This is a genomic window from Ponticaulis koreensis DSM 19734 (assembly GCF_000420665.1).
GTDB classification, from domain to species: domain Bacteria; phylum Pseudomonadota; class Alphaproteobacteria; order Caulobacterales; family Hyphomonadaceae; genus Ponticaulis; species Ponticaulis koreensis.
On the sequence record NZ_ATVJ01000001.1, the window covers coordinates 2,175,932 to 2,200,758 of the forward strand.

The 24,827-nt window shown below is 55.2% G+C and carries 24 protein-coding genes; 15 read left to right on the top strand and 9 right to left on the bottom strand.

Features of this window, described 5'->3' with window-relative positions:
* From G523_RS0111025 to G523_RS19045, 5 genes are all read left to right on the top strand, one after another.
* Complete coding sequence (locus G523_RS0111025; RefSeq protein ID WP_022695123.1) at window positions 1–234, top strand: BolA/IbaG family iron-sulfur metabolism protein; 234 nt, start codon at window positions 1–3, stop codon at window positions 232–234.
* A 9-nt stretch (window positions 235–243) separates the two neighbouring features.
* Window positions 244–1,098, top strand: a complete 855-nt coding sequence (locus tag G523_RS0111030) for an NAD-dependent epimerase/dehydratase family protein (RefSeq protein WP_022695124.1) — start codon at window positions 244–246, stop codon at window positions 1,096–1,098.
* A gap of 73 nt (window positions 1,099–1,171) precedes the next feature.
* Window positions 1,172–1,498 (top strand): Grx4 family monothiol glutaredoxin, encoded by a 327-nt coding sequence (gene grxD / locus G523_RS0111035; RefSeq protein WP_022695125.1) that lies wholly within the window; start codon window positions 1,172–1,174, stop codon window positions 1,496–1,498.
* A 60-nt stretch (window positions 1,499–1,558) separates the two neighbouring features.
* Window positions 1,559–2,905 (top strand): 30S ribosomal protein S12 methylthiotransferase RimO, encoded by a 1,347-nt coding sequence (gene rimO, locus G523_RS0111040; RefSeq protein ID WP_022695126.1) that lies wholly within the window; start codon window positions 1,559–1,561, stop codon window positions 2,903–2,905.
* A 72-nt stretch (window positions 2,906–2,977) separates the two neighbouring features.
* Complete coding sequence (locus G523_RS19045) at window positions 2,978–3,667, top strand: DUF6498-containing protein (RefSeq protein ID WP_022695127.1); 690 nt, start codon at window positions 2,978–2,980, stop codon at window positions 3,665–3,667.
* Here G523_RS19045 and purN read toward each other — a convergent pair.
* Window positions 3,664–4,284 carry a phosphoribosylglycinamide formyltransferase gene (gene purN, locus G523_RS0111050; RefSeq protein ID WP_022695128.1) on the bottom strand — a complete coding sequence of 207 codons (621 nt, stop codon included), beginning with the start codon at window positions 4,282–4,284 and terminating at the stop codon, window positions 3,664–3,666. The genes G523_RS19045 and purN overlap by 4 nt on opposite strands.
* Window positions 4,277–5,299, bottom strand: coding sequence for a phosphoribosylformylglycinamidine cyclo-ligase (gene purM / locus G523_RS0111055; protein ID WP_022695129.1), 1,023 nt, complete (start codon window positions 5,297–5,299; stop codon window positions 4,277–4,279). The genes purN and purM overlap by 8 nt, the downstream gene beginning before the upstream one ends.
* Window positions 5,300–5,382: 83 nt before the next feature.
* Here purM and G523_RS20390 point away from each other — a divergent pair, with 83 nt between their 5' ends.
* From G523_RS20390 to G523_RS19055, 4 genes are read left to right on the top strand one after another with little or no spacing between them, the layout of a single operon-like run.
* Window positions 5,383–6,402, top strand: a complete 1,020-nt coding sequence (locus G523_RS20390; RefSeq protein WP_022695130.1) for a hypothetical protein — start codon at window positions 5,383–5,385, stop codon at window positions 6,400–6,402.
* A 12-nt stretch (window positions 6,403–6,414) separates the two neighbouring features.
* The gene (locus G523_RS0111065; protein ID WP_022695131.1) at window positions 6,415–7,107 is read left to right on the top strand and encodes an HdaA/DnaA family protein; all 693 of its coding nucleotides are present in this window, start codon (window positions 6,415–6,417) and stop codon (window positions 7,105–7,107) included.
* Between the two features lie 20 nt (window positions 7,108–7,127).
* A complete protein-coding gene (locus G523_RS0111070; RefSeq protein ID WP_022695132.1) occupies window positions 7,128–9,323 on the top strand; it encodes an RNA degradosome polyphosphate kinase in 2,196 nt (731 codons plus the stop codon).
* Window positions 9,323–10,846, top strand: coding sequence for a Ppx/GppA phosphatase family protein (locus G523_RS19055; RefSeq protein ID WP_081648768.1), 1,524 nt, complete (start codon window positions 9,323–9,325; stop codon window positions 10,844–10,846). Before G523_RS0111070 ends, G523_RS19055 begins: the two co-directional genes overlap by 1 nt.
* Before the next feature lie 3 nt (window positions 10,847–10,849).
* Here G523_RS19055 and rnd read toward each other — a convergent pair whose 3' ends face one another.
* The gene (rnd, locus tag G523_RS0111080; protein ID WP_022695134.1) at window positions 10,850–12,031 is read right to left on the bottom strand and encodes a ribonuclease D; all 1,182 of its coding nucleotides are present in this window, start codon (window positions 12,029–12,031) and stop codon (window positions 10,850–10,852) included.
* A 90-nt stretch (window positions 12,032–12,121) separates the two neighbouring features.
* Between rnd and aspS the strand changes: the two genes are divergently transcribed.
* The 4 genes from aspS to G523_RS0111100 all read left to right on the top strand — a co-directional run bounded on the left by aspS (window position 12,122) and on the right by G523_RS0111100 (window position 18,346).
* A complete protein-coding gene (aspS, locus tag G523_RS0111085; RefSeq protein ID WP_022695135.1) occupies window positions 12,122–13,951 on the top strand; it encodes an aspartate--tRNA ligase in 1,830 nt (609 codons plus the stop codon).
* Window positions 13,952–14,052: 101 nt separating this feature from the next.
* A complete protein-coding gene (locus G523_RS0111090) occupies window positions 14,053–15,270 on the top strand; it encodes an MFS transporter (RefSeq protein WP_022695136.1) in 1,218 nt (405 codons plus the stop codon).
* Window positions 15,271–15,327: 57 nt separating this feature from the next.
* Window positions 15,328–16,509, top strand: a complete 1,182-nt coding sequence (locus tag G523_RS0111095) for an FAD-dependent oxidoreductase (protein WP_022695137.1) — start codon at window positions 15,328–15,330, stop codon at window positions 16,507–16,509.
* 115 nt (window positions 16,510–16,624) lie between these two features.
* The gene (locus G523_RS0111100; protein ID WP_022695138.1) at window positions 16,625–18,346 is read left to right on the top strand and encodes a class I adenylate-forming enzyme family protein; all 1,722 of its coding nucleotides are present in this window, start codon (window positions 16,625–16,627) and stop codon (window positions 18,344–18,346) included.
* A gap of 3 nt (window positions 18,347–18,349) precedes the next feature.
* Here G523_RS0111100 and G523_RS0111105 read toward each other — a convergent pair whose 3' ends face one another.
* From G523_RS0111105 to G523_RS0111130, 6 genes are all read right to left on the bottom strand, one after another.
* Window positions 18,350–19,240: an ROK family protein gene (locus G523_RS0111105; protein WP_022695139.1), complete on the bottom strand. Its 891-nt coding sequence runs from the start codon at window positions 19,238–19,240 to the stop codon at window positions 18,350–18,352.
* Between the two features lie 10 nt (window positions 19,241–19,250).
* The gene (locus G523_RS0111110) at window positions 19,251–20,030 is read right to left on the bottom strand and encodes an SDR family NAD(P)-dependent oxidoreductase (protein WP_022695140.1); all 780 of its coding nucleotides are present in this window, start codon (window positions 20,028–20,030) and stop codon (window positions 19,251–19,253) included.
* A 69-nt stretch (window positions 20,031–20,099) separates the two neighbouring features.
* Window positions 20,100–21,380 (bottom strand): TolC family protein, encoded by a 1,281-nt coding sequence (locus tag G523_RS0111115; protein WP_022695141.1) that lies wholly within the window; start codon window positions 21,378–21,380, stop codon window positions 20,100–20,102.
* Window positions 21,377–21,580, bottom strand: a complete 204-nt coding sequence (locus tag G523_RS0111120) for a YgaP family membrane protein (RefSeq protein WP_022695142.1) — start codon at window positions 21,578–21,580, stop codon at window positions 21,377–21,379. Before G523_RS0111120 ends, G523_RS0111115 begins: the two co-directional genes overlap by 4 nt.
* A gap of 20 nt (window positions 21,581–21,600) precedes the next feature.
* Window positions 21,601–22,056, bottom strand: a complete 456-nt coding sequence (gene trxC, locus G523_RS0111125; RefSeq protein ID WP_022695143.1) for a thioredoxin TrxC — start codon at window positions 22,054–22,056, stop codon at window positions 21,601–21,603.
* Window positions 22,057–22,079: 23 nt separating this feature from the next.
* A complete protein-coding gene (locus G523_RS0111130; RefSeq protein ID WP_022695144.1) occupies window positions 22,080–23,351 on the bottom strand; it encodes an NAD(P)/FAD-dependent oxidoreductase in 1,272 nt (423 codons plus the stop codon).
* 145 nt (window positions 23,352–23,496) lie between these two features.
* On the opposite strand from G523_RS0111130, the gene G523_RS0111135 reads away from it, so the two are divergent.
* On the top strand, window positions 23,497–23,856 hold the full coding sequence (locus G523_RS0111135; protein WP_155802650.1) for a rhodanese-like domain-containing protein: 360 nt from the start codon (window positions 23,497–23,499) through the stop codon (window positions 23,854–23,856).
* Window positions 23,840–24,826 (top strand): efflux RND transporter periplasmic adaptor subunit, encoded by a 987-nt coding sequence (locus tag G523_RS0111140; RefSeq protein ID WP_022695146.1) that lies wholly within the window; start codon window positions 23,840–23,842, stop codon window positions 24,824–24,826. The genes G523_RS0111135 and G523_RS0111140 overlap by 17 nt, the downstream gene beginning before the upstream one ends.
* Window position 24,827: the final 1 nt, after the last annotated feature.

The following is a 24,827-nucleotide window of genomic DNA, read 5'->3' on the forward strand; positions in this document are numbered from 1 at the left end:
ATGGCAATGGATCGCAACACACTGGAAACAATGCTTCGTGAGGCTTTTCCGGACGCTGAGATAGAACTGACAGATCTCGCAGGTGATGATGATCACTGGAGCGCGAAAATTGTCTCTGAAAGCTTCCGCGGTAAGCCGCGCGTGGCGCAGCACCAGATGGTTTATGCTGCGCTGGATGGCAAAATGGGCGGCGTTCTGCACGCGTTGCAGCTCAAAACGTCTGCGCCAGCGTAAGGCGGTTTTGTGAAAACAGCGATCATCGGAGTATCTGGAGCGCTTGGTCGCGCTATTTTCGATTTGCTCCGCACGGACGCTAACGGGCACGACATTGTTCTGACCTCTCGCGATCCGTCCAAACTAGAATGGGCGGAAGGTATGGCAGGTGTTGAGATCCGAACGCTTGATCTCGATGCGCCGGAAAATGCAGCGAAAGTGCTCGCTGATTGCGAACAGATCGTTTTCTGCCCGATTCTTTCGAGCAGTGGACCGACCGCGCGCCAGATGAGGGCGAACGGAAGCTCTGCGCATCTTATCCTGTTTTCTTCAAATAATGTCGGGATCGATTTTGAGTCTCCGGTCTATGCTGCGTTGCGCGCTGAAGAAGAGACTGTTTCTACAATGTCGGGCGGTAAGCTCGCCATCATCCGCCCGTGCATGATCTATGGAAACCGTAGTGACGGGAATATTGGTCGTTTGATTGGCCTCGCCGAGCGGTTCCGGGTTCTGCCTTTGATGGGGGCGGGTACAGCGCGTCAGCAGCCAGTGCACTATGATGATCTTGCGTTGTTGACGATCCATGTCCTTAAGAACCAGTCCCAGCCTTTATCGAAAGTCGGGGCGGGTGGGCCCGAAGTTCATCAGATGAAAGAGATTTACCGGATAATCTCCGAAGAGGTATCCGGACCTGTCGTAACTGTTCGTGTCCCAGACATAATTTTGCAGCTTGTCCGTAAGATTAGGGGGCAGGGCGCGGACCTTTCCGATGCACAGATCAGGCGCGCAGATGCCGATCGCTTGCAGACCTGGCCAGCCGCCGAGGGGTGGCAGGCCAGGATATCCATGCGGGATGGCATCAGGCAAATTGCTGCACTGCGCTAACATTTGCGGCAACAGGCCTTGATATTTCAGTTCAAAAGCCTCACTTCCGCGATAGGTTTTAAGGAGAACTTTCATGAGTGTTCAGGACACAATCCGCTCTCAGGTCGATAAGAACGACGTCATGCTGTATATGAAGGGCACACCGACCTTCCCGCAGTGCGGATTTTCTTCCGTTGTGTCCCAGATTCTGAACTATCTTCAGGTAGATTATGAGTCTGTGAACGTGCTCGAAGACATGGAAATCCGTGAAGGCATCAAACAGTTCTCGAACTGGCCTACGATTCCTCAGCTTTACGTAAAAGGTGAGTTTGTTGGCGGATGCGATATTGTAAAAGAAATGTTCGAAGAGGGTGAGCTGAAGACTTACCTGATCGAAAAGGGCGTTCTTGCTGAAGCGTGATGGTTTTCAAACCGGCCATTTTCAGGTACAGCCGCGCGCTCCCCGGAAACTGAGGCCGTTATGACCGTCAATGCACCTGTAGAAACAAACTCGCAGCCGAAAGTAGGCATCGTCTCTCTCGGCTGCCCGAAAGCGCTTGTTGATTCCGAGCGTATCGTGACCCGTCTGCGCGCTGAAGGCTATGCGATTGCGCCGGACTATAAGGGCGCGGACCTCGTTCTCGTAAATACATGTGGCTTCCTCGACTCTGCGCGGGACGAAAGCCTTGATGCAATTGGCGAAGCAATTGCCGAAAACGGCAAAGTCGTCGTGACAGGCTGTCTGGGGGCCGAGCCGGATGTTATCCGTGAGCGCCACCCTAAGGTTCTGGCGATCACAGGTCCGCATCAGTACGAGCAGGTCATGAATGCGGTGCACGAGAACGTTGCGCCGCCACCTAACAAATATCTCGACCTTGTTCCGGAAACTGGCCTGCGCCTCACGCCGCGCCATTATGCCTATTTGAAAATCTCAGAAGGTTGCCACAACAAGTGCAGCTTCTGCATCATTCCGAAACTGCGCGGTGACCTAGTATCCCGCCCGATCGATCATGTCCTGCGCGAAGCAGAGCAGCTGGTGAATGCAGGTGTTCAGGAGCTGATGGTGATCAGTCAGGACACGTCGGCGTACGGCCTTGATGTGAAATACGAGCCACGCATGTGGAAGGACGAAGAATACCAGACGCGTTTCTTCGATCTCTGCAAAGGTCTCGGCACGCTCGATGCCTGGGTTCGCCTGCACTATGTGTATCCGTATCCGCACGTCGACAAAGTCATGCCGCTTATGGCGGAAGGTCATGTCCTGCCTTACCTCGATATTCCGTTCCAGCACGCCCACAACGATGTTCTGAAGCGCATGCGTCGCCCGGGTCAGGGCGGAGAAAAAGCGCTCGAGCGTATTCTTCAGTGGCGCAAGGATGTGCCGGACCTCACAATCCGTTCGACTTTCATTGTCGGCTTTCCGGGTGAAACAGAGGAACAGTTCGAGTTTCTGCTCGATTGGATGCGCGAAGCGAAAATCGACCGCGCGGGCTGCTTTAAGTACGAAAACGTCGAGCATGCCGAAAGCCGCGCGCTGGACGATCACGTGCCTGAAGAGGTCAAGGAAGAACGCTGGCATCGCTTCATGGAAGTTCAGGCGGAAATTTCTGCAGAACGCTCCAAAGCGCAGATTGGCAAGATCGTTGATGTCATTGTTGATAGCGTTGACGAAGACCGTGACGTCGCTATTGGCCGGACCAAAGCTGATGCGCCTGAGATTGACGGCACTGTAGAGCTCGCCGAAGGCGGAGAGCTGGAGCCGGGCATGATCGTGGAAGCGCGCGTCGTTGGCGCAGATCATTACGACCTCTGGGCCGAGCCAGCTTAAACGTCTTTTCCCCTGAACGGGTGAATTGCAAACTTGTGCCCTTGCCGTAATGTTGCGGCAGGGGACACTTCTATGATTCAATATCTGCGCCCGAGCTTCTGGCAGGCAGCTATCAAAGATCCGCTGACATGGCTCGCCATCTCTGTGGACTTTGTGCCTGTCATTCTGGTGTTTTTCTTCGGTTGGGGCGCAGCGCCTTTGGTTCTGCTCTACTGGGCAGAGAATGTGATTATTGGCGTGGTCACATTTCTCCGGATTATTGCATCGTCGATTGTGGGTCTCGGTAATTTTGGCTCAGTGTTTGGCTTTTTTCTGGCAGCGTTTTTCAGCGTACATTACGGCATGTTCTGCTTCGGGCACGGCGTGTTTCTGTTTTCATTCATCAATCTGCCTGGAGTTGAGATTGGGATCGGGCCTCCAGGGCCTGATGCGATCATGGAGATGCTTGGTGCTATTGTGATGGCCTATCCGGCGGCGCTCTATGCGATGGGGCTTATCTTTGCTTTTCAGCTCATCGCCGCGGTTATGGACTATTGGCCAAATCGGCAGCATGACTATGCGTCGCCGCAGGAAGAAATGTTCTCCCCTTACGGCCGCATCATTGTGCTGCATGTTGGTGTGTTTGCAGGCGCCTTCGCGCTGCTTGCGATTGGCGATCCTGCGATTGGTGTACTCGCGCTCATTCTGTTGCGCATGGCGTTCAGCGTACTTGGACGCGCCTGGCGTGACAGGGAAAGAGGGACAGAAGGAAGCCGCGCCTAAGCTTCGGCTTCGTCTTCAGCTTCGCGGTCAAGGAAGTCCTCAATCGCTTTAGCGAGGGCGCGCGGGTATAGGATATGCTCTCGCTCGAGGACACGCTCGGCCAATGTATCTGGCGTGTCGCCTTCCTGAATTGCAACGCGCTCCTGATCGATCACAGCGCCTTCATCCACGCCTTCGGTGACCCAGTGCACGGAACAGCCTGCTTCGGCGTCTCCGGCCTCAATGGCACGCTTGTGCGTGTGCAGACCTGGATATTTCGGCAGAAGGGACGGGTGGATGTTGATCATCCGGCCTTCCCATTGCTCGGTGAACCAGCTTGTCAGAACGCGCATAAATCCGGCGAGCGCGATGAACTCCACATTGTGAAGTTCGAGCGTCTGCTGAACATCTTTCTCAAAAGACTCGCGGTCGTCGTACGCGCGGTGATCAATCGCCGCGATTGGCAGACCTTGCTCACTGGCCCATTCAAGGCCAGCAGCAGAATAGGAATTAGATAGCACGAGAACCGGTTTTGCCACCACGTCTCCGTCGAGACAGGCTTCCACCAAAGTTTTCATGTTGGAGCCGCGGCCGGAAATGAAAATCGCCAGGCGGACCGGTTCTTCACGCTCAGGCATTCTTCAAATGTCCATACAGGAAGGCGTCTTCGCCGTTGAAGCGGAGGGCCGCCAGAACTTCTTCGACCTTCTCAGGCGCGACCGCGAGGATGATACCGATGCCCATATTGAACGTACGCCACATTTCAGCATCTTCGACATTGCCGACGGACTGCATCCATTCAAATACAGCTGGCGGCGTGTAGTCATCACCGTCGCGAACCGGCACCAGTGTATCCGGCAGCATACGCGGCAGGTTCTCGGTCACGCCGCCGCCGGTAATGTGAGCGAGGCCTTTAATGTGGCCGGATTTGATGAGCGGCAGAACGGATTTTACGTAAAGCTTGGTTGGCGTCAGCAGGGCTTCGCCAAGCGATTTGCCTTCAGCGAATGGCGCGTCTGCCGAAAGTTCGAGGCCTGACCGCTCGACGATTTTGCGGATGAGGGAATAACCGTTGGAGTGCGGCCCGGAAGACGAAATCGCAATAAGTGCGTCGCCGTCGGCCATCTGATCCATTTTCGGAAGAATGTTAGCGCGTTCGACCGCGCCAACGACGAAGCCTGCAAGGTCATAATGGCCCGGCGCATACATGCTCGGCATTTCGGCTGTCTCACCACCAATAAGTGCGCATCCGCTCTGGCGGCAGCCTTCAGCGATACCTGCAACTACCTCAGCAGCCGTATCCGTCTCCAATTTGCCAGTGGCAAAATAGTCGAGGAAGAAGAGCGGTTCAGCGCCCTGTGCCAGAACGTCATTCACACACATGGCAACGAGGTCGATACCAATCGTCGTATGGAAATTAGCTTCCTGAGCCAGCAGCAGCTTAGTGCCTACGCCATCTGTACCTGAAACCAGTACGGGATCATCATACCCGCAAGCCTTCAGATCGAAGAGGCCACCAAAGCCGCCGAGGTCGGATGCAACGCCCGTACGGAAAGTCGATTTTGCCAGCGGTTTGATCTTGTCGACCAGCTCATTGCCTGCATCGATGTCAACGCCTGCCTGGCGGTAGGTCATAGGAGAGGAATCTGTCATGAAGGCCCCGTTAGCATGGCTTCCCTGTTCTCGCCATATTCTCTGTCTTTAAACTTGAATAAATGACTGCTAGGACGAGTCGTATGAAAAAGATTTCCGTATTGCTGAGCGCAGTCATTGCGCTTTTCATGGGCGCGACGTCAGCTCACGCTGATCTGCGTGATGTATACACGATTTCCAACATTCCAGTGGATCGCACAGCGAATACGACGCGAGAAGCCGAAGCGCAGGCGGTAGCCGAAGCCAAAATCATTGGTTTGTACCGTCTGATCGAGCGTCTGACCCTGGAAGAAGATCGTGCGCTGCTTGGCGAGGATTTCTACAGCTATTCAAATGCCAACGAACTGGCTGCGGCGGTAGACGTTGATAACGAACGCCGTTCGACAACTGTTTATCGTGCAGAGCTGTCAGTTGTTTACAACCCGATCCGTCTGCGAGCGCAGCTGTCTCAGCGCGGCGTGCCATTCATCGATCAGCAGGCGTCGCGAGTTTTGCTTGTCCCTGTTTCAGCGAGTGCGGCGCCCGTGGCTGAATGGGCTGCAGTGTGGCCGCGATCTGATGAAGGCGCTCTGAGCCCTTACACGACGTCTCAGCGTCCTCGCTCTTCAGTCGCAGATTGGTCCGCAGTTGCACCGGAAGTGCGCTCTGTGGGCGCTACAGGCGCTATTTTTGCGGGTCTTGTCGGTACAGAGGGCGATTACGCCGTAAACCTCACGCGTATGACGGCGGCGGGACAAACCGTCATCGGCCGTACCCGCTCAGTTGCAACTCTCGAAGAGGCTGTTGCTGAGGCATCGGCATATATGGACGCCGCCTGGAAGAGTCAGTCCATTGTTCGAAGCGATGAAGCGCGAACAGACAGCACCGCCGTGGCGCGTTTTTCCGATCAGCGCAGCTGGAATGCGATGCGCTCTGCTATGTCGAACTCACCGCTGATTTCCGGTTTCCGTGTTGACGCTATCGCGCGCGACGGAGCGCTGGTTTCTTTCACCTACGCAGGAAGCGAAGAGCGCCTGCGTACCGAATTCAGTCAGCGCGGCATTAATCTGTTATCTTCGCCGGATGGCTGGGTGATCGAATATGGCGGCAGCCGCCAGTTTTAGGGCTGATTGATTATGCCGGGTGAGCAATTCAAACTCGCTTTCCCATCGCCGATTTTGCCGTTGGATGCGTTGTTCTCTGATGATCAGGGGCAACAGTCGCTCAGCGTGCTTCGGCGCTGGCAGGAATGGCCCAAATCGACGTTGTGCGTGACGGGGCCGGAGAATTCCGGCGTCACCAGTATTCTGAAGAGTTGGGCAAAAGAAGTTGGTGGCCGATACCTTGTTCCAGCGGATTGGGAAAATCTGGACCCCAAGGCGTTGTCAGACCTACTCGGTCATCCATTGTGCCTGGACGATTGCCATCGTGTCGAAGCGTCCGCGAGCCTTCTGACGATCCTCAATCTCGCAGAAGAGAGCGGTGTCAAAATTCTGATTGGCGGGCACGGCCAGCCGTCTGTCTGGCATGTCACGCCGCCAGACCTTGTTTCACGGCTTGCCGCCATGACAACGATCATGCTGCCGGCTATGGACGATGAAGCCTTTATCCGTCGTTTAAGGGCTGCCTGTCTCAGAAGGTTCATACGAATCCCCGAAGAAACACTGTCTTTCCTCGAGCCGCGGCTTGATCGCAGCTTTCAGGCCATTGAAGCATTTGCTGATCGTCTGGACAGAGCAATGACGGAAACGAAACGTCCGGCGACTATTCCGCTTGCTCGCGACGTTCTCAACGAATTAATCGAAGAGTGGGAAACAGACGAGGTCTGACCCATTGTCTTGAGGCTGATATGAGCATTTCAAAATCCGGTTCGGAGCATAAATCAGGTTCTTCCGAACCGCGGGCGATAACCTTGTCATCGCCATCACGGTTCATCGACCGCGAACTCTCCTGGCTTGGCTTTAATCAGCGAGTTCTCGAAGAAGCGGCAAATGACAAGCATCCGCTTCTCGAACAGCTCCGGTTCCTGTCGATCTCGGCAAATAACCTCGACGAATTTTATATGGTTCGCGTGGCTGGTCTTCGTGAACAGGTCCGAGCAGGTGTCTCGCGTCCGGGGCTGGATGGGCGTACGCCGGCGCAGCAGCTCCAGTCGGTGAATGAACTTGCACTGCGGCTAATGGCCGATCAGCAGACCCGCTGGAACGAGCTGCGTAAACGACTTCAGCAGGAAGACATTCATGTGCTCGAAGTCGAGGATGTGACCAAGGCGGACAAGGCATGGCTGAAAAGCTATTTCATGGACCACATCTTTCCGATCATTACGCCGCTGGCGGTTGATCCGGCGCACCCGTTTCCGTTTATCCCAAACCTTGGCTTCGCGATTGCGCTGGACCTGAAAAACAACACAACCGGCGAGATGATGAAGGCGCTTATGCCGCTCCCATCTCAGGTAGACCGGTTTATCCGACTGCCAGCGACGCCGAAGACGAAGAAGTCCATTCGGTTCCTATCGCTGGAAAGCATGCTGGAACTTTTCCTCGACATTATCTTCCCGGGTTTTAGCTGCCTTAACCGCTGTGAATTCCGTGTTGTGCGCGACAGCGATATCGAGATTGAAGAGGAAGCCGAAGATCTCATTCGCGAATTTGAAATTCTGCTGAAGCAGCGCCGCCGGGGCCGCGTTGTTCGGCTGAAGCTCGAACGCGGGGCTGATGAAAGCCTCAAGAAATTTATCGTGTCTGGCGTCGGTGCCGAAGATCAGGACATTATTGAGGTCGATGGGATTCTGGGCATGGCCCAGCTTTCCGAGCTGATCACCGATGATCGCCCTGAACTGTCCTTTGATTCCTATGAACCACGTTTCCCGGAACGTGTGCGTGAGAATGGCGGGGACTGTTTTGCCGCGATCCGTCAGAAGGACATGATTGTCCATCATCCGTATGAGAGCTTCGATGTCGTCCTGCAGTTCATCAAACAGGCTGCCCGTGATCCTGACGTCATCGCCATCAAGCAAACGCTCTATCGAACAAGTAAGAACTCACCGGTTATTGCGGCGCTCGTTGAAGCTGCCGAGGCTGGTAAGAACGTCACTGCGCTGGTTGAAATCAAGGCGCGCTTTGATGAGGAGGCAAACCTTCGCTGGGCGCGCGATCTGGAGCGTGCCGGTGTTCAAGTTGTCTATGGCTTCATCGAGTACAAAACGCACGCCAAAATCAGTCTGGTCGTGCGCCGTGAAGGCGGAGAGCTTCGAACTTATACGCATTTCGGCACTGGCAATTACCACCCGATTACCGCCAAGATTTATACTGATTTGTCGTTGTTCACGGATGATCAGGCGCTTGGTCGGGACGCAGGTCGCATTTTCAACTATGTGACGAGCTATGCTGAGCCTCCAATGCTGGAGAAGGTCTCCATGTCACCGCTGAACATGAAGAACGACATTATCAAATTGATCAAAGCCGAGATTGCCAACGCTAAAGCCGGCAAGCCTTCCGGTATTTGGGTGAAGATGAACTCGCTTGTTCATGCCGAAGTCATAGATGCGCTCTATCGCGCAAGTCAGGCGGGCGTGCCGATCGAGCTGGTCATTCGCGGCATTTGTTCACTTCGTCCGGGCGTGCCGGGCCTCTCGGAGAATATCCGGGTGAAAAGCGTCGTCGGGCGTTTCCTTGAACACTCACGTATTGCCTGCTTTGCGAATGGACACGAGCTGCCATCACGTGACGCCAAAGTCTTCATTTCGTCTGCGGACTGGATGAACCGTAATCTTGATCGACGCGTTGAAGCCTTCGTTCCGTTAGAGAATGAAACTGTGAAACGTCAGGTGCTCAACCAGATTATGGTCGCTAACCTGAACGATGATGCGCAGAGCTGGATTTTGCAATCGGACGGCACGTATGAGCGCGTTTTGCCTGACGGTGAACCATTCAGCGTGCACGACTATCTGATGGAGTATCCGAGCTTGTCAGGTCGGGGCGAAGCGCTCGATATGGAAATGCCGCCTAAGCTGGCACCGAAAGCAACGAAGAAGGCCAAGGCTTAATGGCGACAGGAATTGCCAGACCACCCGTCTTGTGGAGATTTTCCAGAAAGCAGGCTGTCCGGCAGCAAGCCGTTATTGATATCGGTTCGAACTCTGTTCGCTTGCTCGTTTATCAAATTGACGGGCGCAGTATCGTTCCGCGCCTGAATGAAAAAGTTATGGGGGGTCTCGGACGAGGTTTGGCGGACACCGGGCGTCTTTCACTGGAAGGCGTAGAAGCCGCGCTGCAGGCGTTGTCGCGCTATTCCGCCATCTGTTCTTCTCTGGGCGTAGATGACGTAACCGCTATCGCCACCGCGGCCACACGTGAAGCCGAGGACGGGGATGCGTTCTGCGAAGAGATCGAGCGTGTATCCGGTTTCCCTGTGCGCGTGCTCACTGGCCCTGAGGAAGCTCATTATGCGGCGCTTGGTGTCGTAGCGGGGCAGGGCGCGCCGACAGGTCTGATCGGTGACCTCGGGGGCTCGAGCCTTGAGTTGATCACGACGGATGCAGGCGAGCTTTCCGAAGGTAAAACTTATAAGCTTGGTCCATTCGCACTGCAGGCTTTTCAGCCCGACGAAAAGACGAGCCTTTCCAGCCATGTGAAAAAAATTCTGAAATCACAGGGCGGGGTGCCGAAATGCCGGAATTTCTACACAGTAGGTGGCGCTTGGCGCGCGATAGCCAGTATTCATATGGCGCTTAATAATTATCCGCTTCAGGTGCTTCAATCTTATGTCGTGCCGTCGTCAGAGATGATTTCGCTTTGCAAACTCCTTATGGACGCGAAAAAGCGTCCTGACGATGTTATTCGGTCCGTGGCGGGCAAGCGAACACCGATTATCGAGTATGCAGCGCTCACGCTGAAAACAGTCCTTGAAATGTCGAAGGCTGAAAACGTCGTTGTTTCCGCAAATGGTGTTCGTGAAGGTCTGGTTTTCAGCGGCATGGAAGCGGAAATCCAGTGCCTGGATCCCTTATTTGCCGGCGTCGCACGCCTAGCGCGACAAGATTCTCGACAGGCTGGTTTTACCAACGAGTTGCACAATTTTTCAGCCCCGATCCTGAGCAGTGTTCCGCCTGTTTTTGGTGAAGAATACGCGCCTGAAGACCGATTGAACGAAGCTGCGTTTCTGTTGGCGGACATTGGTGCGACGATGCACCCAGATCACCGGTCGGATATTGCACGCCAGATTGTGCTTCGTGGCCCATATTCTGGTGCAGACCATCCGGCCCGCATTTATCTGGGGTTGATTACGGCGTTTCGGTACTGGCGCAAATTTCAGCCCACAGATCTGGAGCTGAACGCTCTGACGCCGGAACAGATCGACAGGGCAAAGACTGTAGCGTTGATTATACGACTGGCCGCTGAGTTTTCAGGACGGACTGAGAGAATACTCAAGCGGGCGTCTTTAGGCGTCAGCGACGGTAAGCTCGTGCTGACCATACAAAAACGCCACCAGAACCTGATGTCTGATGGCGTGAGAAAGCGTTTGGGGCATCTTGCTTCCCAGCTCAATCTGGACGCCGATGTCAGATAGTCTTCAGGCTTTGCTCGCCTGAGACGTGTCGAACAACTCGACCTTACCTTGATTGAAGGTGATGGCGAGACGGCCGTGCAGTAGATCTTCAGCCTGGCGTCCAAACAAGTCATAGCGCCATCCGGACATGACAGCCGTGGAATCGCCGTCGCCTGATGCAATGCGTTCAAGGTCAGCCGCGTTTGCGACAAGGCGGGGCGTGACGTTTTCATCATCGCACACCTGTTTGAGTAGGACGCGTAAAAGGTCTGACGCGCCAGCTGGCGACGCTGAACGATGTTTAGGCTTTTCTACCTGCGGGGCCACTTCATCCACATTGTCCAGCGCGTAGTTGATGGTATCAAGCAGGCCAGCGCCGTGACGGGATTTTGCAAACCCCTTTGGAACGGAGCGAAGACGCTCCAGCGCTTCAGCTGTGCGCGGGCGCTGGTCGGAAATTTCCTGTATCGCGTCATCCTTGAGGATGCGGCTGCGCGGACGGTTAAGGTCCTGCGCGAGGCGTTCACGCCAGATCGCCACATTCTTGAGAACAGCCAGATAATCTTTCTTCGGGCGGCGGATTTTCATCCGGTTCCACGCATTCTCAGGATCGGTGTCATAGAGACTCGGCGCGGCCAGCGCCTGATTTTCTTCCTCGATCCAGCTCCAGCGGTTTTTAGCATCCAGCTTTTCGGCCATGCGATCATAAACCGTGCGCAGGTGTGTTACATCGCCGAGCGCGTATTTCAGCTGCTTCTGGCTTAGCGGGCGGCGCGTCCAGTCCGTAAACTGTGAAGATTTGTCGATCTGCTGACCGGCCAGACCCGACACCAGGTTCTCGTAAGAAATGGAATCACCGAGACCTAGCGCCATGGCGGCGATTTGCGTGTCAAAGATCGGGGATGGCGGCGTGCCCATCAACCGATAAAAAATTTCCATGTCCTGGCGGGCAGCGTGGAAGACTTTTCCAATCGACTCATCACCCATTAATTTCAGGAATGGGGCGAGGTCGAGCCCATCAACCATGGGGTCGATAATGCCCTCTACGCCGTCACCAGCCGCCTGAATCAGACACAGGGTCGGCCAGTATGTACTTTCACGGTGGAATTCTGTGTCCACAAAAATGACGTCGCTTTGTGAAAGTGCGTCACAGAAGGCGTTGAGTTCGCCTTGTTCTTTGATTACAGCGATATCCGTGTCGCTCATGTGCAGGTTTGCCTTTCACTCGCTTGACAAGGCAGGGTGCCCTGTGTCGTGTGCGCGCCAGAATAATTTTATCAACGGAGTCTTCCTCAAATGCATCTCTACCGGACGCACACCTGTGGCGCGCTACGGCAAACCCATGTGGGTGACACGGTCCGCTTGTCGGGCTGGGTACACCGCAAACGCGACCACGGAGGACTCCTGTTCGTCGACTTACGCGATCATTATGGTCTGACGCAATGTGTCGTAACGCCTTCAAACGAAAATTTTGAACGTCTTGAGCGGATTCGCGTTGAAAGTGTCATCACGATCGAAGGCACAGTCGTTGCGCGTGACAGCGAAACTGTGAACGAAAATCTGCCGACAGGTGAGATCGAAGTTCAGGTTGCGACGCTCGATATTCAGTCGGAAGCTTCCGAACTGCCTCTGCCAGTGTTTGGTGAACCGGACTATCCCGAAGATATTCGTCTGAAGCACCGCTATCTCGATCTGCGTCGTGATAGTCTGCACAAGAATATGGTTCTGCGTAGTCAGGTTATCGCATCTCTGCGTAACCGTATGGTCGAACAGGGTTTCACTGAATACCAGACACCAATCCTCACAGCGTCTTCTCCGGAAGGTGCGCGCGACTTCCTCGTGCCGTCACGTCTTCACCCGGGCCAGTTCTACGCGCTGCCGCAGGCGCCCCAGCAGTTCAAACAGCTGCTCATGGTGTCCGGCTTTGACCGTTATTTCCAGATCGCACCATGTTTCCGCGATGAGGATGCACGAGCTGACCGTTCTCCAGGCGAATTCTACCAGCTCGATATCGAGATGAGCTTTGTCACGCAGGAAGATGTCTTCCAGGCGATCGAACCTGTTATGGCTGGCGTATTCCGCGAGTTCCAGAGCTGGGATGGGAAAAAGCGCGATATGGCCGAAGGTCCTTTCCCGCGTATTCCATACCGTGAAGCTATGGAAAAGTACGGTTCTGACAAGCCGGACCTGCGTAACCCGATCGAGCTAAAAGATGTCACTGACTTCTTCAAAGACGAGAGCAAAACAGGCTTCTCTATCTTTGCGAAGATCACAAACGGCGGCGGCAAGGTTATTGCGATCCCTGCACCTAAGGCGACGGAAACCCAGTCCCGTAAATTCTTCGACGACTTCGATAAGTGGGCGAAGAAAGAGATGCAGGCTCCGGGCCTCGGCTATGCGCGTCTGCGTAAGGACGAGAGTGGCAACGTTGTCAGCCAGGACCCTGTCCTGAAGAACTTCGACCCTGAGCACCTGAAAGCATTCCTCGAGGCAACAGGCCTTGAAGATGGCGACGGTGTCTTCTTCTCTGCGGGCAAGAAGGAAGCAGCTTACAAACTGGCTGGTCCTGCGCGTCTGCGTATCGGTGAAGAGCTAGACCTCGTTGAGAAAGACGTGTTCCGCTTCTGCTGGATCGTCGACTTCCCGATGTATGAGTATGACGAAGACAACAAGAAGATCGACTTCTCTCACAACCCGTTCTCCATGCCGCAAGGTGGTATGGAAGCGCTGGAAGCAGCCGATACGGATGAGAAAAAACTCGACCTTCTGGCCTATCAGTATGACATCGTTTGTAACGGTGTTGAGCTGTCCTCAGGCGCGATCCGGAACCACCGCCCGGACATCATGCTGAAAGCCTTTGAGCTGGCGGGTTATGGACCTGAGGTCGTTGAAGAAGAGTTCGGCGGCATGCTGAACGCCTTCCGCTATGGTGCGCCTCCGCACGGCGGTATCGCACCGGGCGTCGACCGTATCGTCATGCTGCTGGCAGAGACTGAATCCATTCGTGACGTCATTCTCTTCCCATTCAACCAGCAGGCTCAGGACCTGATGATGGGTGCGCCTTCTGTTGTTGACGACAAACAACTTCGCGAGCTCAACATCCGTCTGGCTCCGCAGAAGAAGTAATGGAATGCCACCCCTTACCTAAGGTGAGGGGTGGCTTCATTCTGAAAACGAATACATATAGCCTCGTACACGCACCGTAGAGGGCGGACTTCGGGGGTAATATGAGCGAAGCAGCACCAGTCAGGCCGTTATCACGCCTTCAGAAATGGGTGATTGCGTTCGGGCTCCTCTCAATGGGAGTCGGCTTTACCATTAGTTTCGTCGTTGCGCCGCCACTTGCGCGGAGCGCTGGCCTGACCGAGCTTCAGGTCGCGGGCATGTTGACGCTGTCGTCTCTGCTGTTTGCTTTCATGACGCCCGTCTGGGGACGTATTTCCGGACGGATCGGCCGTAAGCGGGTCATGGTGTTCGCGCTGTTCATGACGGCGTTCAACAATATGATCTTTCTTTTTACGCTGGATGCCGCGATCCACGGTGTTTTCGTGGGGCTTCAGGCCTTCTTCGCGCTAGCCGCCGTACGAACCGCATTTGGTCTGTTGTCTTCAGGCCTTCAGCCGGCGGCCTTCGCGGCAATGACAGACGCCACGACGGCGCATGACCGAGCTGCCGGTCTTGGATTTCTCGGCGCAGCGATGAGCGTAGGTTCGATACTTGGGCCCGCGGCAGCAGCTGTACTTGCCCGTTTCGGTGCATTGGCACCGCTATGGGGCTCGGTCGCATTTTCTTTGATGTGTAGCGTTATCTTCCTTTTTGTCCTGCCGAAAGAAGAAGCTGATTCTACGCGTCAGCGCCCGAAGCCATTATCCCTGATGGACCCGCGCGTGCGCCCATTTATCATTTTCTTGATTTCCTATTTTATGGCGGTCGCCTGTGTTCAGCAAACGATCGCTTGGTTCGTGTCTGACCGTTTCGGATATCAGGGAGCAGAGGCCGTCGAGTTTGGTGGTCTGGTGTTTGCCGTAATGGCGGTGTGCATGGTGCTCGTGCAGACTTTCTACGTAGATCGTTTCAAGCCGGACCCGCGCTTTATGCTGCCGGTAGGGCTGGCTCTGGTTGCCACAGGATATGCCACTGCGATTATCCATACCCCGTTCATTTTCCTTTGCGTGTCGTTTGCTGTCATGGGTAGCGGTGCAGCGTTGATCGTACCGGCGCTCAATGCGCTGGGGACGCTGGCTGTTGAGCCTAAAGATCAGGGGGCGGCGGGTGCGCTCATGGCTGCTGCGCCGCCTGCGGGCTTTGTTGTAGGGCCGCTCATCGGTGCGGGCCTTTATATGATCCACAATGATCTGCCGCTGACAGTCAGTGCTACGGCTATGGTCTGTCTTCTGATCGCAGCTCTGGTGTTCGTGAAACGCCCCAAAACCATCCGCCAATAGCTCAGGCAGGACAAAAAGCGCACTTGTCATTTATTAGCAGCAGGTCTTTGTGAGCTTATGAAGATTCTGATCGCTGGCGGCGGTATTGCCGGACTTACTGCTGCACTCTGTTTTGCTAAAGACGGGCATGATGTAACTGTGCTGGAGCAGGCCGCTGCATTCAGCGAGGTCGGAGCTGGCCTTCAAATCGGCCCGAACGGGATGCGCGTCATGCAGGCGCTCGGTCTTGAGGCGGAACTGCGCCGAACTGCTTTTGAACCGGAACGCATTGAGATGCGCTTTGGCGAAAGCGGAAAAACGATTTTTACAATCCCTTTGAAGGATAAAGCAATTGACCGCTGGGGTGCACCCTATCTGCATATCCACCGGGCGGACCTGATTTCCATCCTCGAAAGCGCTTGCGACACTGCGCCGAGCATTGAGGTCCGGTTCAACACGCAGCTTCAGTCAGTAGAGCAAACCCCCACGGGCGTCACGGCTCATCTATCGGGTGGTGACGTAGACAATGCTGACCTGCTTGTTGGTGCAGATGGTATTCACTCAGTCGTGCAGGAACACATTGTCGGACCTTACGTGCCTCGCTTTACAGGCTGCATTGCGTGGCGCGGCGTTGTGCCCGCCAGCAAGCTGACAGTGCATCCGCCACCACCTACAGCATGTGCCTGGGTCGGGCGAGGTAAACACGTCGTCACTTATTATCTGCGCGGTGGTGAGTTGGTGAACCTTGTCGGCGTGATCGAACGCGATGATTGGCGTGAAGAGGGCTGGTCGATCGAAGGCAAGAAGGACGAGCTGCGCGCTGAGTTTGAAGGTTGGGACCCGGTCATCGGCGATATCATCGAGCAGGGTGAGTCCTTTTTCCGCTGGGCGCTGTTCGACCGCCCATCCCTTCGGCGCTGGGTTGACGGGCGCGTATGTGTGCTCGGAGATGCCGCCCACCCGATGCTACCATTCGTGGCTCAGGGCGCGGTGATGGCTATGGAAGATGCCTGGATGCTGAAATTATGCCTCAAAGCCTCTCCCTCTGTCGTGGAGGCGCTGAAGACCTATCAGGCCCGTCGTCACGCGCGCGCAACCCATGTGCAGGCGCTATCGCGCCAGAATGCGACGACGTTCCATCATCGTAATCCGGTGAAACGTCTCATGACATACGGACCGATGTGGCTGGCCGGAAATATCCTTCCGGAGATCGTTCATCAGCGTATGGACTGGATTTACGGCTACGACGTCACTGAATGATACTTCTGCAGAATATTCATTTGGAACCAGTGGAATGATCTGATAGCCCACTATACCATGACTATAGGTAATAATCCGGGATAACCTGGAAGAGTGTCATGGGGAGACAGGTCAAATGACAACAGTTTCAGCCTTTCCGGCAAAGAGCCTTGCAGAGATCCGCGAAATTCTTTGTGCGCCTGGACAGCGCTTTGAGATGGAAACCGTCGACGTAAACGGCGTGCCGACTCGCGACTGGAAAAACGGCGCACATACACTGCGTGAACTCGCAATGCAGGGCCGAACACACGGCGATCACCTTTTCACAATCTATGAGGACGAACGCGTCTCGTTTGACTCATGGTTCCGCGCAACATCTGCGTTCGCGCGTAAGCTACAAGAACTTGGCATCAAGAAAGGTGACCGCGTTGCGCTCGCTATGCGAAACCTGCCGGAATGGCCGGTCGCATATTTTGCAGCTGTTTCCATCGGCGCGATCATCGTTCCGCTGAATGCGTGGTGGACAGGTGCAGAGCTTGCCTTCGGTATCGAAAACTCTGGCTCTAAAGTACTGGTCTGCGACCATGAACGCCTCGACCGTCTTTCGGGTGACCTCGACAAGGTGACCACGCTGGAAGCAATGATTGTATCGCGCGCGCCTGAAGCGTCTGACGATTACATTCAGCTTGAAAGCGTGATTGGCGCTCCGTCGAGCTGGAACACGCTTCCGGATCAGGACCTTCCTGACGTAGTGGTGAAACCTGAAGACCGAGCGACGATCTTCTATACGTCCGGCACAACCGGTCAGCCAAAAGGTGCGGTTGGTACGCATCGTAATGCGACTACTAACGTGTTTTCTACCGGGTATGCGACGGCACGCGGCGCTCTGCGCCGGGGGGAAGCGCCGCCAGAGCCGGAACAGAAAGTTGGTCTGCTGGTCATTCCGCTTTTCCACGTGACGGCAGCGAATGCACGCATGATGGGTTCCATCTTTGCCGGCCACACGTTGGTCTTCATGTACAAATGGGACACGGTAAAAGCGTTCGAAATTATCGAGCGTGAGAAGGTTCAGTCTACCGGCGGTGTGCCGACAATCGCATGGCAGCTGATCGAGCATCCGGACCGTGAAAAGTACGATCTGTCATCTCTCGAATCGATTGGTTATGGCGGTGCGCCGTCAGCGCCGGAACTCGTCCGCAAGATTCGCGAAGTCTTTGGCGCAGAGCCGGGCAATGGATGGGGTATGACGGAAACGTCTGCGACTGTGACAGTGCACGGCGCGGAAGACTATGAAGCGCGTCCTGAAAGCTGTGGCCCACCGGTTGCGACAGCCGACCTTAAGATTATGAGTCCGGATGGCTCCAAAGAACTTCCAGTTGGTGAAGTCGGTGAGCTTTGGGCACGCGGACCTATGGTTGTTCAGGAATACTGGCAGCGCCCTGAGGCAACGGAAGAAACATTCGTTGATGGCTGGGTGAAAACTGGCGACCTTGCTCGTCTCGATGAGGAAGGCTTCTGCTTCATTGTCGACCGTGCAAAAGACATTATCATTCGTGGTGGTGAGAACATTTATTCATCTGAGGTCGAGAATGTTCTCTATGACCATCCGGCGGTTACCGATGCGGCGCTGATTGGTATTCCGCACCGTACTCTCGGTGAAGAACCTGCAGCAGTCGTCCACCTTGCGCCGGGTATGAGCGCAACCGAAGACGAGCTGAAGCAATGGGTCATGGAACGCCTTGCCAAGTTTAAGGCGCCTGTGAAGATCGTGTTCTGCGAAGACACGCTGCCGCGTAATGCGAACGGCAAGATCCTGAAAAAGGATCTGAAATCGCTCTTCGAAACAGCTGAAGCCTAGCGCCTACTCGTCTGCGTTACATGCGCGGGCGAGGGCTAACGCCCCAATGATACCTGACTTGTCACCAAGCTTCGGCTTGGTGACATAGTTTTGAAGGCCAGCATCCAGAGCGGCATGCTTCATATATCCGCCAAGATGTCGTTCGGCTTTGGCGCGAATACGTTCGATGAGGCCTTCGGTTTTCATAACGCCGCCGCCGAGCACAATGCTGTGCGGCGCATGCGTAAGCGTAATGGAGTGGACGAGCTGGCCCAGATAATCGGCCTCAATATCGTGCGCAGGATGATCGGAGTTGAGGTCTGATAACGGCTGTCCCCAACGAGCTTCGATTGCCGGACCCGCGGCGAGCCCTTCCAAACAGTCACCATGCGAAGGGCATAGGCCTTCGAATGTGTCGCTTTCAGCCCTTCGAGGCAGAATATGACCCATCTCGTAATGAGAGAAGCCTGAGAGGGGCTTTCCAGCCTTAACGAGGCCAACACCAATACCTGTGCCGACCGTAACATAGGCGAGGGTCTCAGCGCTCTTGCCCGCGCCGTAAATCTGTTCTGCGAGCGCGGCGCCATTCACGTCTGTATCGATAATGACGGGCACGCCGACTTGCGAGAGCCGATCCTGATATGAAACGCCGCGCCATGCCAGCTTGGGTGTCTCAAATATTTCGCCATAGTTCGAAGCGGCCGGATCAACGCCAACAGGGCCGAAGCTTGCAACGCCAATTGCCGTCAGATCTGAGGCGTGTTCGCTTTGGGCCCTCTCAAAGAAGTTGATGATTGAAGCGAAGGTCTCGTCAGGCTCTGTAGTTGGAATGGTCGCTTGAGCACTGATCGAGAGATCATCGTCTGCGACTGCAACGACGCATTTTGTTCCACCCGCTTCAATTCCGCCCAGCATTGTCTGTCCCTTAGAGCGGGGAGAGCGTGTGACCGCCATCCACCGTGATGGTGGTGCCGGTCATATAGGACGCGGCGTCGGAAGCGAGTAGAACCAGCGCACCATCCAGTTCCTGATAGTCACCGAAGCGGCGCATCGGAATGCGTTTGGCCATACGCGCACCTGCTTCGCTTTCCAGATAGTCTGCGTTGATGTCTGTCTTGTAGTATCCCGGTGCAATCGCGTTGACGCGGATACGGTGACGAGCAGCTTCGACCGCCATGTTTCTGGTCATATGGTCCACGGCAGCTTTTGAGGTCGAATAGGCTACGTTCATCATGGCCGGCTTTTGCGCTGTGATGGATGCTATGTTGACGATAGAACCGGGCTGGCCCGCCGCAATCAGCGCATTAGTTGCCGCTTTGGCCACGCGCCAGACGCCATTGAGGTTTGTCTCGATGACGGATTGCCATTCTTCTTCAGGGGTTTCATGGAACCAGCTCGCCTGACCAATCCCGGAATTGTTGACGATAATATCGGCAGGCCGCCCAAACTCTGCAGCAATTGCCGCAAAGGCGTCATTTACTGATTGCGGAGATGTTACATCCATCGCGACACTGAACGCTTTGTGGCCTCGTTCTATCAGAGATAATTCAAATGCCTGAAGACGATCCAGGCGCCGAGCGGCCAGAATGACAGTTGCGCCAGCATCGGAAAGTGTTTGCGCGAAATGTGCGCCGAGGCCTCCGGAAGCGCCGGTCACCAACGCAAGCTTGCCGGAAAGGTTTAGTCTGTCTGCAAGTTTTGTCATGTGTCGCTCTCTGTCATCTGTGCGATACAGATGACAGAGCTTGGCGACTTAATCCACACTCACGTGGCGTTAATTAGAAACGGCTGTTTCCAGGTTGTTGGATAGGCTCAAAAGACGTGCCTCTGCGATCTTGAGGCTGGTTTCAGCCTGAATGCGGGCGATCTGTGCATCACGGAACGCGTTCTCGGCATCCAGAGCGTCAACCAGCGTACGAAGACCTGCTTCGTGTTCACGCAATGCGCCTTCCGCTGCAAGGCGTGCTGCAGCTTCGGCGCGGCTTGCGGCTGACACGGCAAGGCGTCGGGCCTGAATGTCGCCCCAGAGGCCGCTCACGGCTTCCTGGAGCATAAGTTCTGCGTTACGTACGTCAGCTGTCGCCTGAGAACGGGCTGCCAGTGCTTCGCGTTCGCTCGCCTGACGCACGCCATTTGTGAAAAGCGGCATTTCGACGGTTACGAAGGCGCCTACGTCGCTGATAGGATCTTCAAAGAAGAAGAACATATCTTCGCCATGGGTAGCGCGGGCACGAAGAGAAATACTCGGGCCAAATCGTGCACGCGCTTCTTCCAGACGTGAGCCTGCGACGCTCTGCATGGAACGCGCTGCTTCAAGATCGGAATTTTGGATGAGAACGCGGTTGAGCACTTCATCAAAGGTCGTAAACCCGGTCTCGGACAGAGAGAACTCGCCCACCGGATTAGCATCCGCAACACCGGTAAGACGCGACAACCGTGCCGTGGCGGCAGAGAGCTGGGCGCGGGTAGCTTCAAGCTGGGCCTGAGACGAGGCGAGGCGGGCTTCTGTGATCGCAACGTCTGTCCGGGTGAGCTGTCCCTGATCAAAGCGTGCCTGCGTTTCCTGAAGGCGCATGTCGAAGGTTTCGACGCGCGCTTCGGCGACGTTCAGAACCTGCTCGGCCAGCCACGCCTGAGCGAAAGCTTCGAAGGTTTGCAGAATGGTCTTTTCGCGCTGGCCGGTAAGTTGGTTGCGTGCGGCGTCATATTGAAAATCGGCAGCATTCACGGCCGCCGCGTTGGCGCCGGACGAAAATACATTCCATTCGGCCTGAAGACCGACGGAGCGCGGGATTTGCGTAATGCTGTCAGCGGTGAAATCTGTTTCCAACGCGCCGACTTCTGCACGAATGCCGGCTTGTGGGCCAAGCCCAGCGCGCGCCATGTCGCTGCCCGCTGTCGCTCGGGTCAGGCCTGCCTCGGCGCGTTCAATGCTCGGATCGTTCAGAAGCGCTCGAGAGATCGCTTCTTCCAGCGTTACCGGAGACGCCGCTGCTGTAGACGAAAGTAGGGCGGCCAGAAGACCAGCCAGCCCCAGTCGGGAGGATTTCATCATTTGAAAGCGCAGCCTGATTTCACACCGAGAGCTTTGAAGATCATGGCAGCCGGGCAAAAGCCGGTGAAGGCTGCCTGGAACATGTTGAGGCCCGCAAAGGCTGTCAGCAGGAACCAGTATGGAGATACGTAATAGCCAAGCGCGAGGCTTGCGAGGATTACGACACCGGCAAAGGCGAAAATTGCACGATCAAGATTCATGACGTCTACTCTTTTAGTAATCAGCCCTGTGGGATGCCGAGGATTTGCCCCGCCCACGACATGAGCTGTGGTTTCTGCATGGCACCAGACTGGATGCCAGCCTGTTTGCCGTCTTTGAAAGCGATGAGGGTCGGGATGCCGCGAATATTGAAGCGACCGGCAGCCTGCTGGTTCTCATCGGTGTTGAGTTTAAAAAAGCGTACCTGATCGCCCAGCGCCTCGGCGGTCTGGGCATAGGATGGCGCCATCATGCGACACGGGCCACACCATGGTGCCCAAAGATCAAGGACATACATCCCTGTGTCCTTTGCCATCAGTTTGGACAAGGTGGCACCGTCAATGTCACGTGGCTTTTTTGTAGCGAGCGTGACGCCGCATGTGCCGCATTTGCCCTGAGAAAGTGCCTTTCCAGCCGGTACACGGTTCAGCTGTCCGCACTCTGTGCAAACGAGAGTATGTGAAGTGGCTGTCGTCATGGTCGGAAAGGCCTCCTTTCGGCCTATTTGAGCTTGTGAGTTTTCAGAATGCTGAGCGCGGCATTCTCGTAGAAGGTTTCAGACTTGCCTGATTTGATCTTCTTCAGGAAGTATTTCTCGAAGGCGATCTTGGCAGTGTGGACCCATCCGCCAGACATAGACCAGTTGACGTTTCGCGGAGGAATTTGAGGCTGCGCAACGAATGCCACGCCGCCATCGCCAAAGTCTGCGATACAGATCGCATTCCATGTAGCCTCATGCGTCGGCTCTTTGCCGCGCAGAATTTCACCAAGGTTTTCAGCTGTTGCTGTGACCATAGACTCAATCATGAAGCCAGTTTTCGGAACGCCGACAGGAACCGGTGTCTGTTCGACTGGTGGGATGGCAATACAAACGCCAATGCCGAAAATCTCCGGATATTTCGGGTTACGCTGGTGCTTATCCGTCAGGATGAAGCCGCGCGGATTGGACAGACCTTCAACATCGCGCACAGCAGGAATACCGCGGAAGGCCGGAAGCATCATGGAGAACTTCATTGGCAGCTCATGCTCTTTCTTGAGCGTGCCGTCTTCGTTCATTTCTTCCACGATCATCTTGTCTGCTTCGACGCGTTTGACTTTCGCATTGCAGATCCAGTTGATGTGACGCTCGCGCATCTCGCTTTCGAGAAGGCCTTTCGTGTCGCCGACGCCGCCGAGACCAAGATGGCCAACATATGGTTCAGACGTCACGAACGTCATCGGCACTTTGTCGCGAACTTTACGCTTGCGCAGCTCGGTCTCGATGATCATCGCTGTTTCGTAGGCGGGGCCATAACAGGATGCGCCTTGAACGGCCCCTACAATGACCGGGCCTGGATCAGCGCATAGCTCTTCAAATGCAGCATACCCTGCGGTTGCGTGATCGATATGGCAGACCGACTGGGTGTGCCCGCCATGCGGGCCGAGGCCTTCGATCTCGTCGAACGCAAGCTCAGGGCCTGTCGAGATGACCAGATAATCATAATTAACTGAAGAGCCATCTTCCATGCGAACGCATTTGGCTTCCGGATCAACTTTAGCAGCTTTACCGACGATAAAGTCGATCTTCTTCTTCTTCATAGGTTTGACGAGGTCGACAACAATGTCTTTGCGCTCGCGCCAGCCGACGATGACCCAGGGGTTAGAAGGAACAAACTGGTAGAAGTCATATTCGTTGATCACAACGACTTCATCTTCGCGGCGAGCCGCATTTCGAATCTCGTAAGCGGCGATAACGCCACCTAGTCCTGCACCTAAAACAACAATTTTGGCCATCTCAGCCTCCCAAAAATTATGTTTGCATTATTTATAAAATCATAATATTAGAAAGTGTGCAATATGTCGCATATAAGATTATGCTAAACTGAGGCAGATAAGGGTGTAATTACCGAATGGTGCCTCAGAAAATGGGAGTTAGATGATGAGTGACGGATGCGATCTGCCGCCAACAGACATTTTTGAAGACCTCAAAGCGCAGAAGATTCTGCTTGTGGATGTGCGTGAGCCAGCTGAGTTCGCGAACGAGCGCATTCATGGTGCGTTGCTTCATCCGCTCTCTACCTTTGAGCCAAAAGCGATTCCGACTGACGGTGAGCGTCGTGTCATCTTCCAGTGCGGTTCTGGCAAACGTTCTCGCATGGCGCTCGATATGTTCATGAAAGAAACCGGCGCTGATGCCGCTCATATGACGGGCGGTATTGGAATGTGGAAGACCCACAATCTTCCGGTGGTCAAAATCAATCCAGCTACAGGTCAGGTGCAAGATGCAGGCCGCTACTAAACTTGCTGCGCTCGCGACGTTGATTGCTATCGCAGCGCCTGCTGCCCTCGCGCAGAATATTACGGTCGAAGAGACGACAGTCGTCGATTACCGACCGGTGATCGCACGTATCGAAGCTGGCGACATCGCGACGGCGCGTTCGCGCCTTCAAGGCGTTGTGTCGCGTCTCAGCATTGATGAAGGTCAGGTTGTTGAGGCGGGAGAGCTCGTTGCGCTCGTGACCGACGACACGATCGGCCCCGGGCTTGCGGCGTTCGATGCCCGTATTGCGGGCCTTCAGTCACAGATTTCGCAAGCTGAAGCAGATCTGGCACGCAATGAAGCGCTGTTCGAGGATGGCTTTTTCCCGCGTGCGCGTCTCGACGAGCAACGTACCGCGCTCGAAGTTCTGAACCGCAATCTTGCTTCTGCGCAGGCTGAACGCCGTGCGCTGGCTGCACGGCAGTCCGAGGGCCGTATTCTGGCTCCGGCTGATGCGCGCGTCACGAGCGTGAATGTTGTTGAAGGTTCTGTCGTGAACCCGGGTGAGGTGATTGCCAGCTTTGCGACACTGAATGGCGTTGTACGTCTGTCATTGCCAGAACGTCATGCTTCTCAGGTTGCTGAAGGTGAGACGATCTCTCTGCGCCAGCCATCGCGTGGTAATGAAGTTCACTCGGCGACCATCATCACGGTCTATCCTGAACTTCGCGACGGCGCAGTCGTAGCGGATGCGACAGTGCAGGGCGGTCTCAATTCGCTCGTTGGTGAACGTGTAGACGTGCTTGCGCCCGTCGGTGAACGCCGCGCAATCCGGATCCCTTCTGAATATGTATCGACGCGCTATGGCGTCGACTTCGTACGCGTCGAGGTTGGTGAACGTTTCGTCGACGCGCCGGTCGCTCTCGCGGCGCCTCTTGGCGAAACTGAAGGCTATTACGAAATCCTGTCCGGTCTCCGCCCAGGCGACGTAATTACGATGCCGGAGTAAG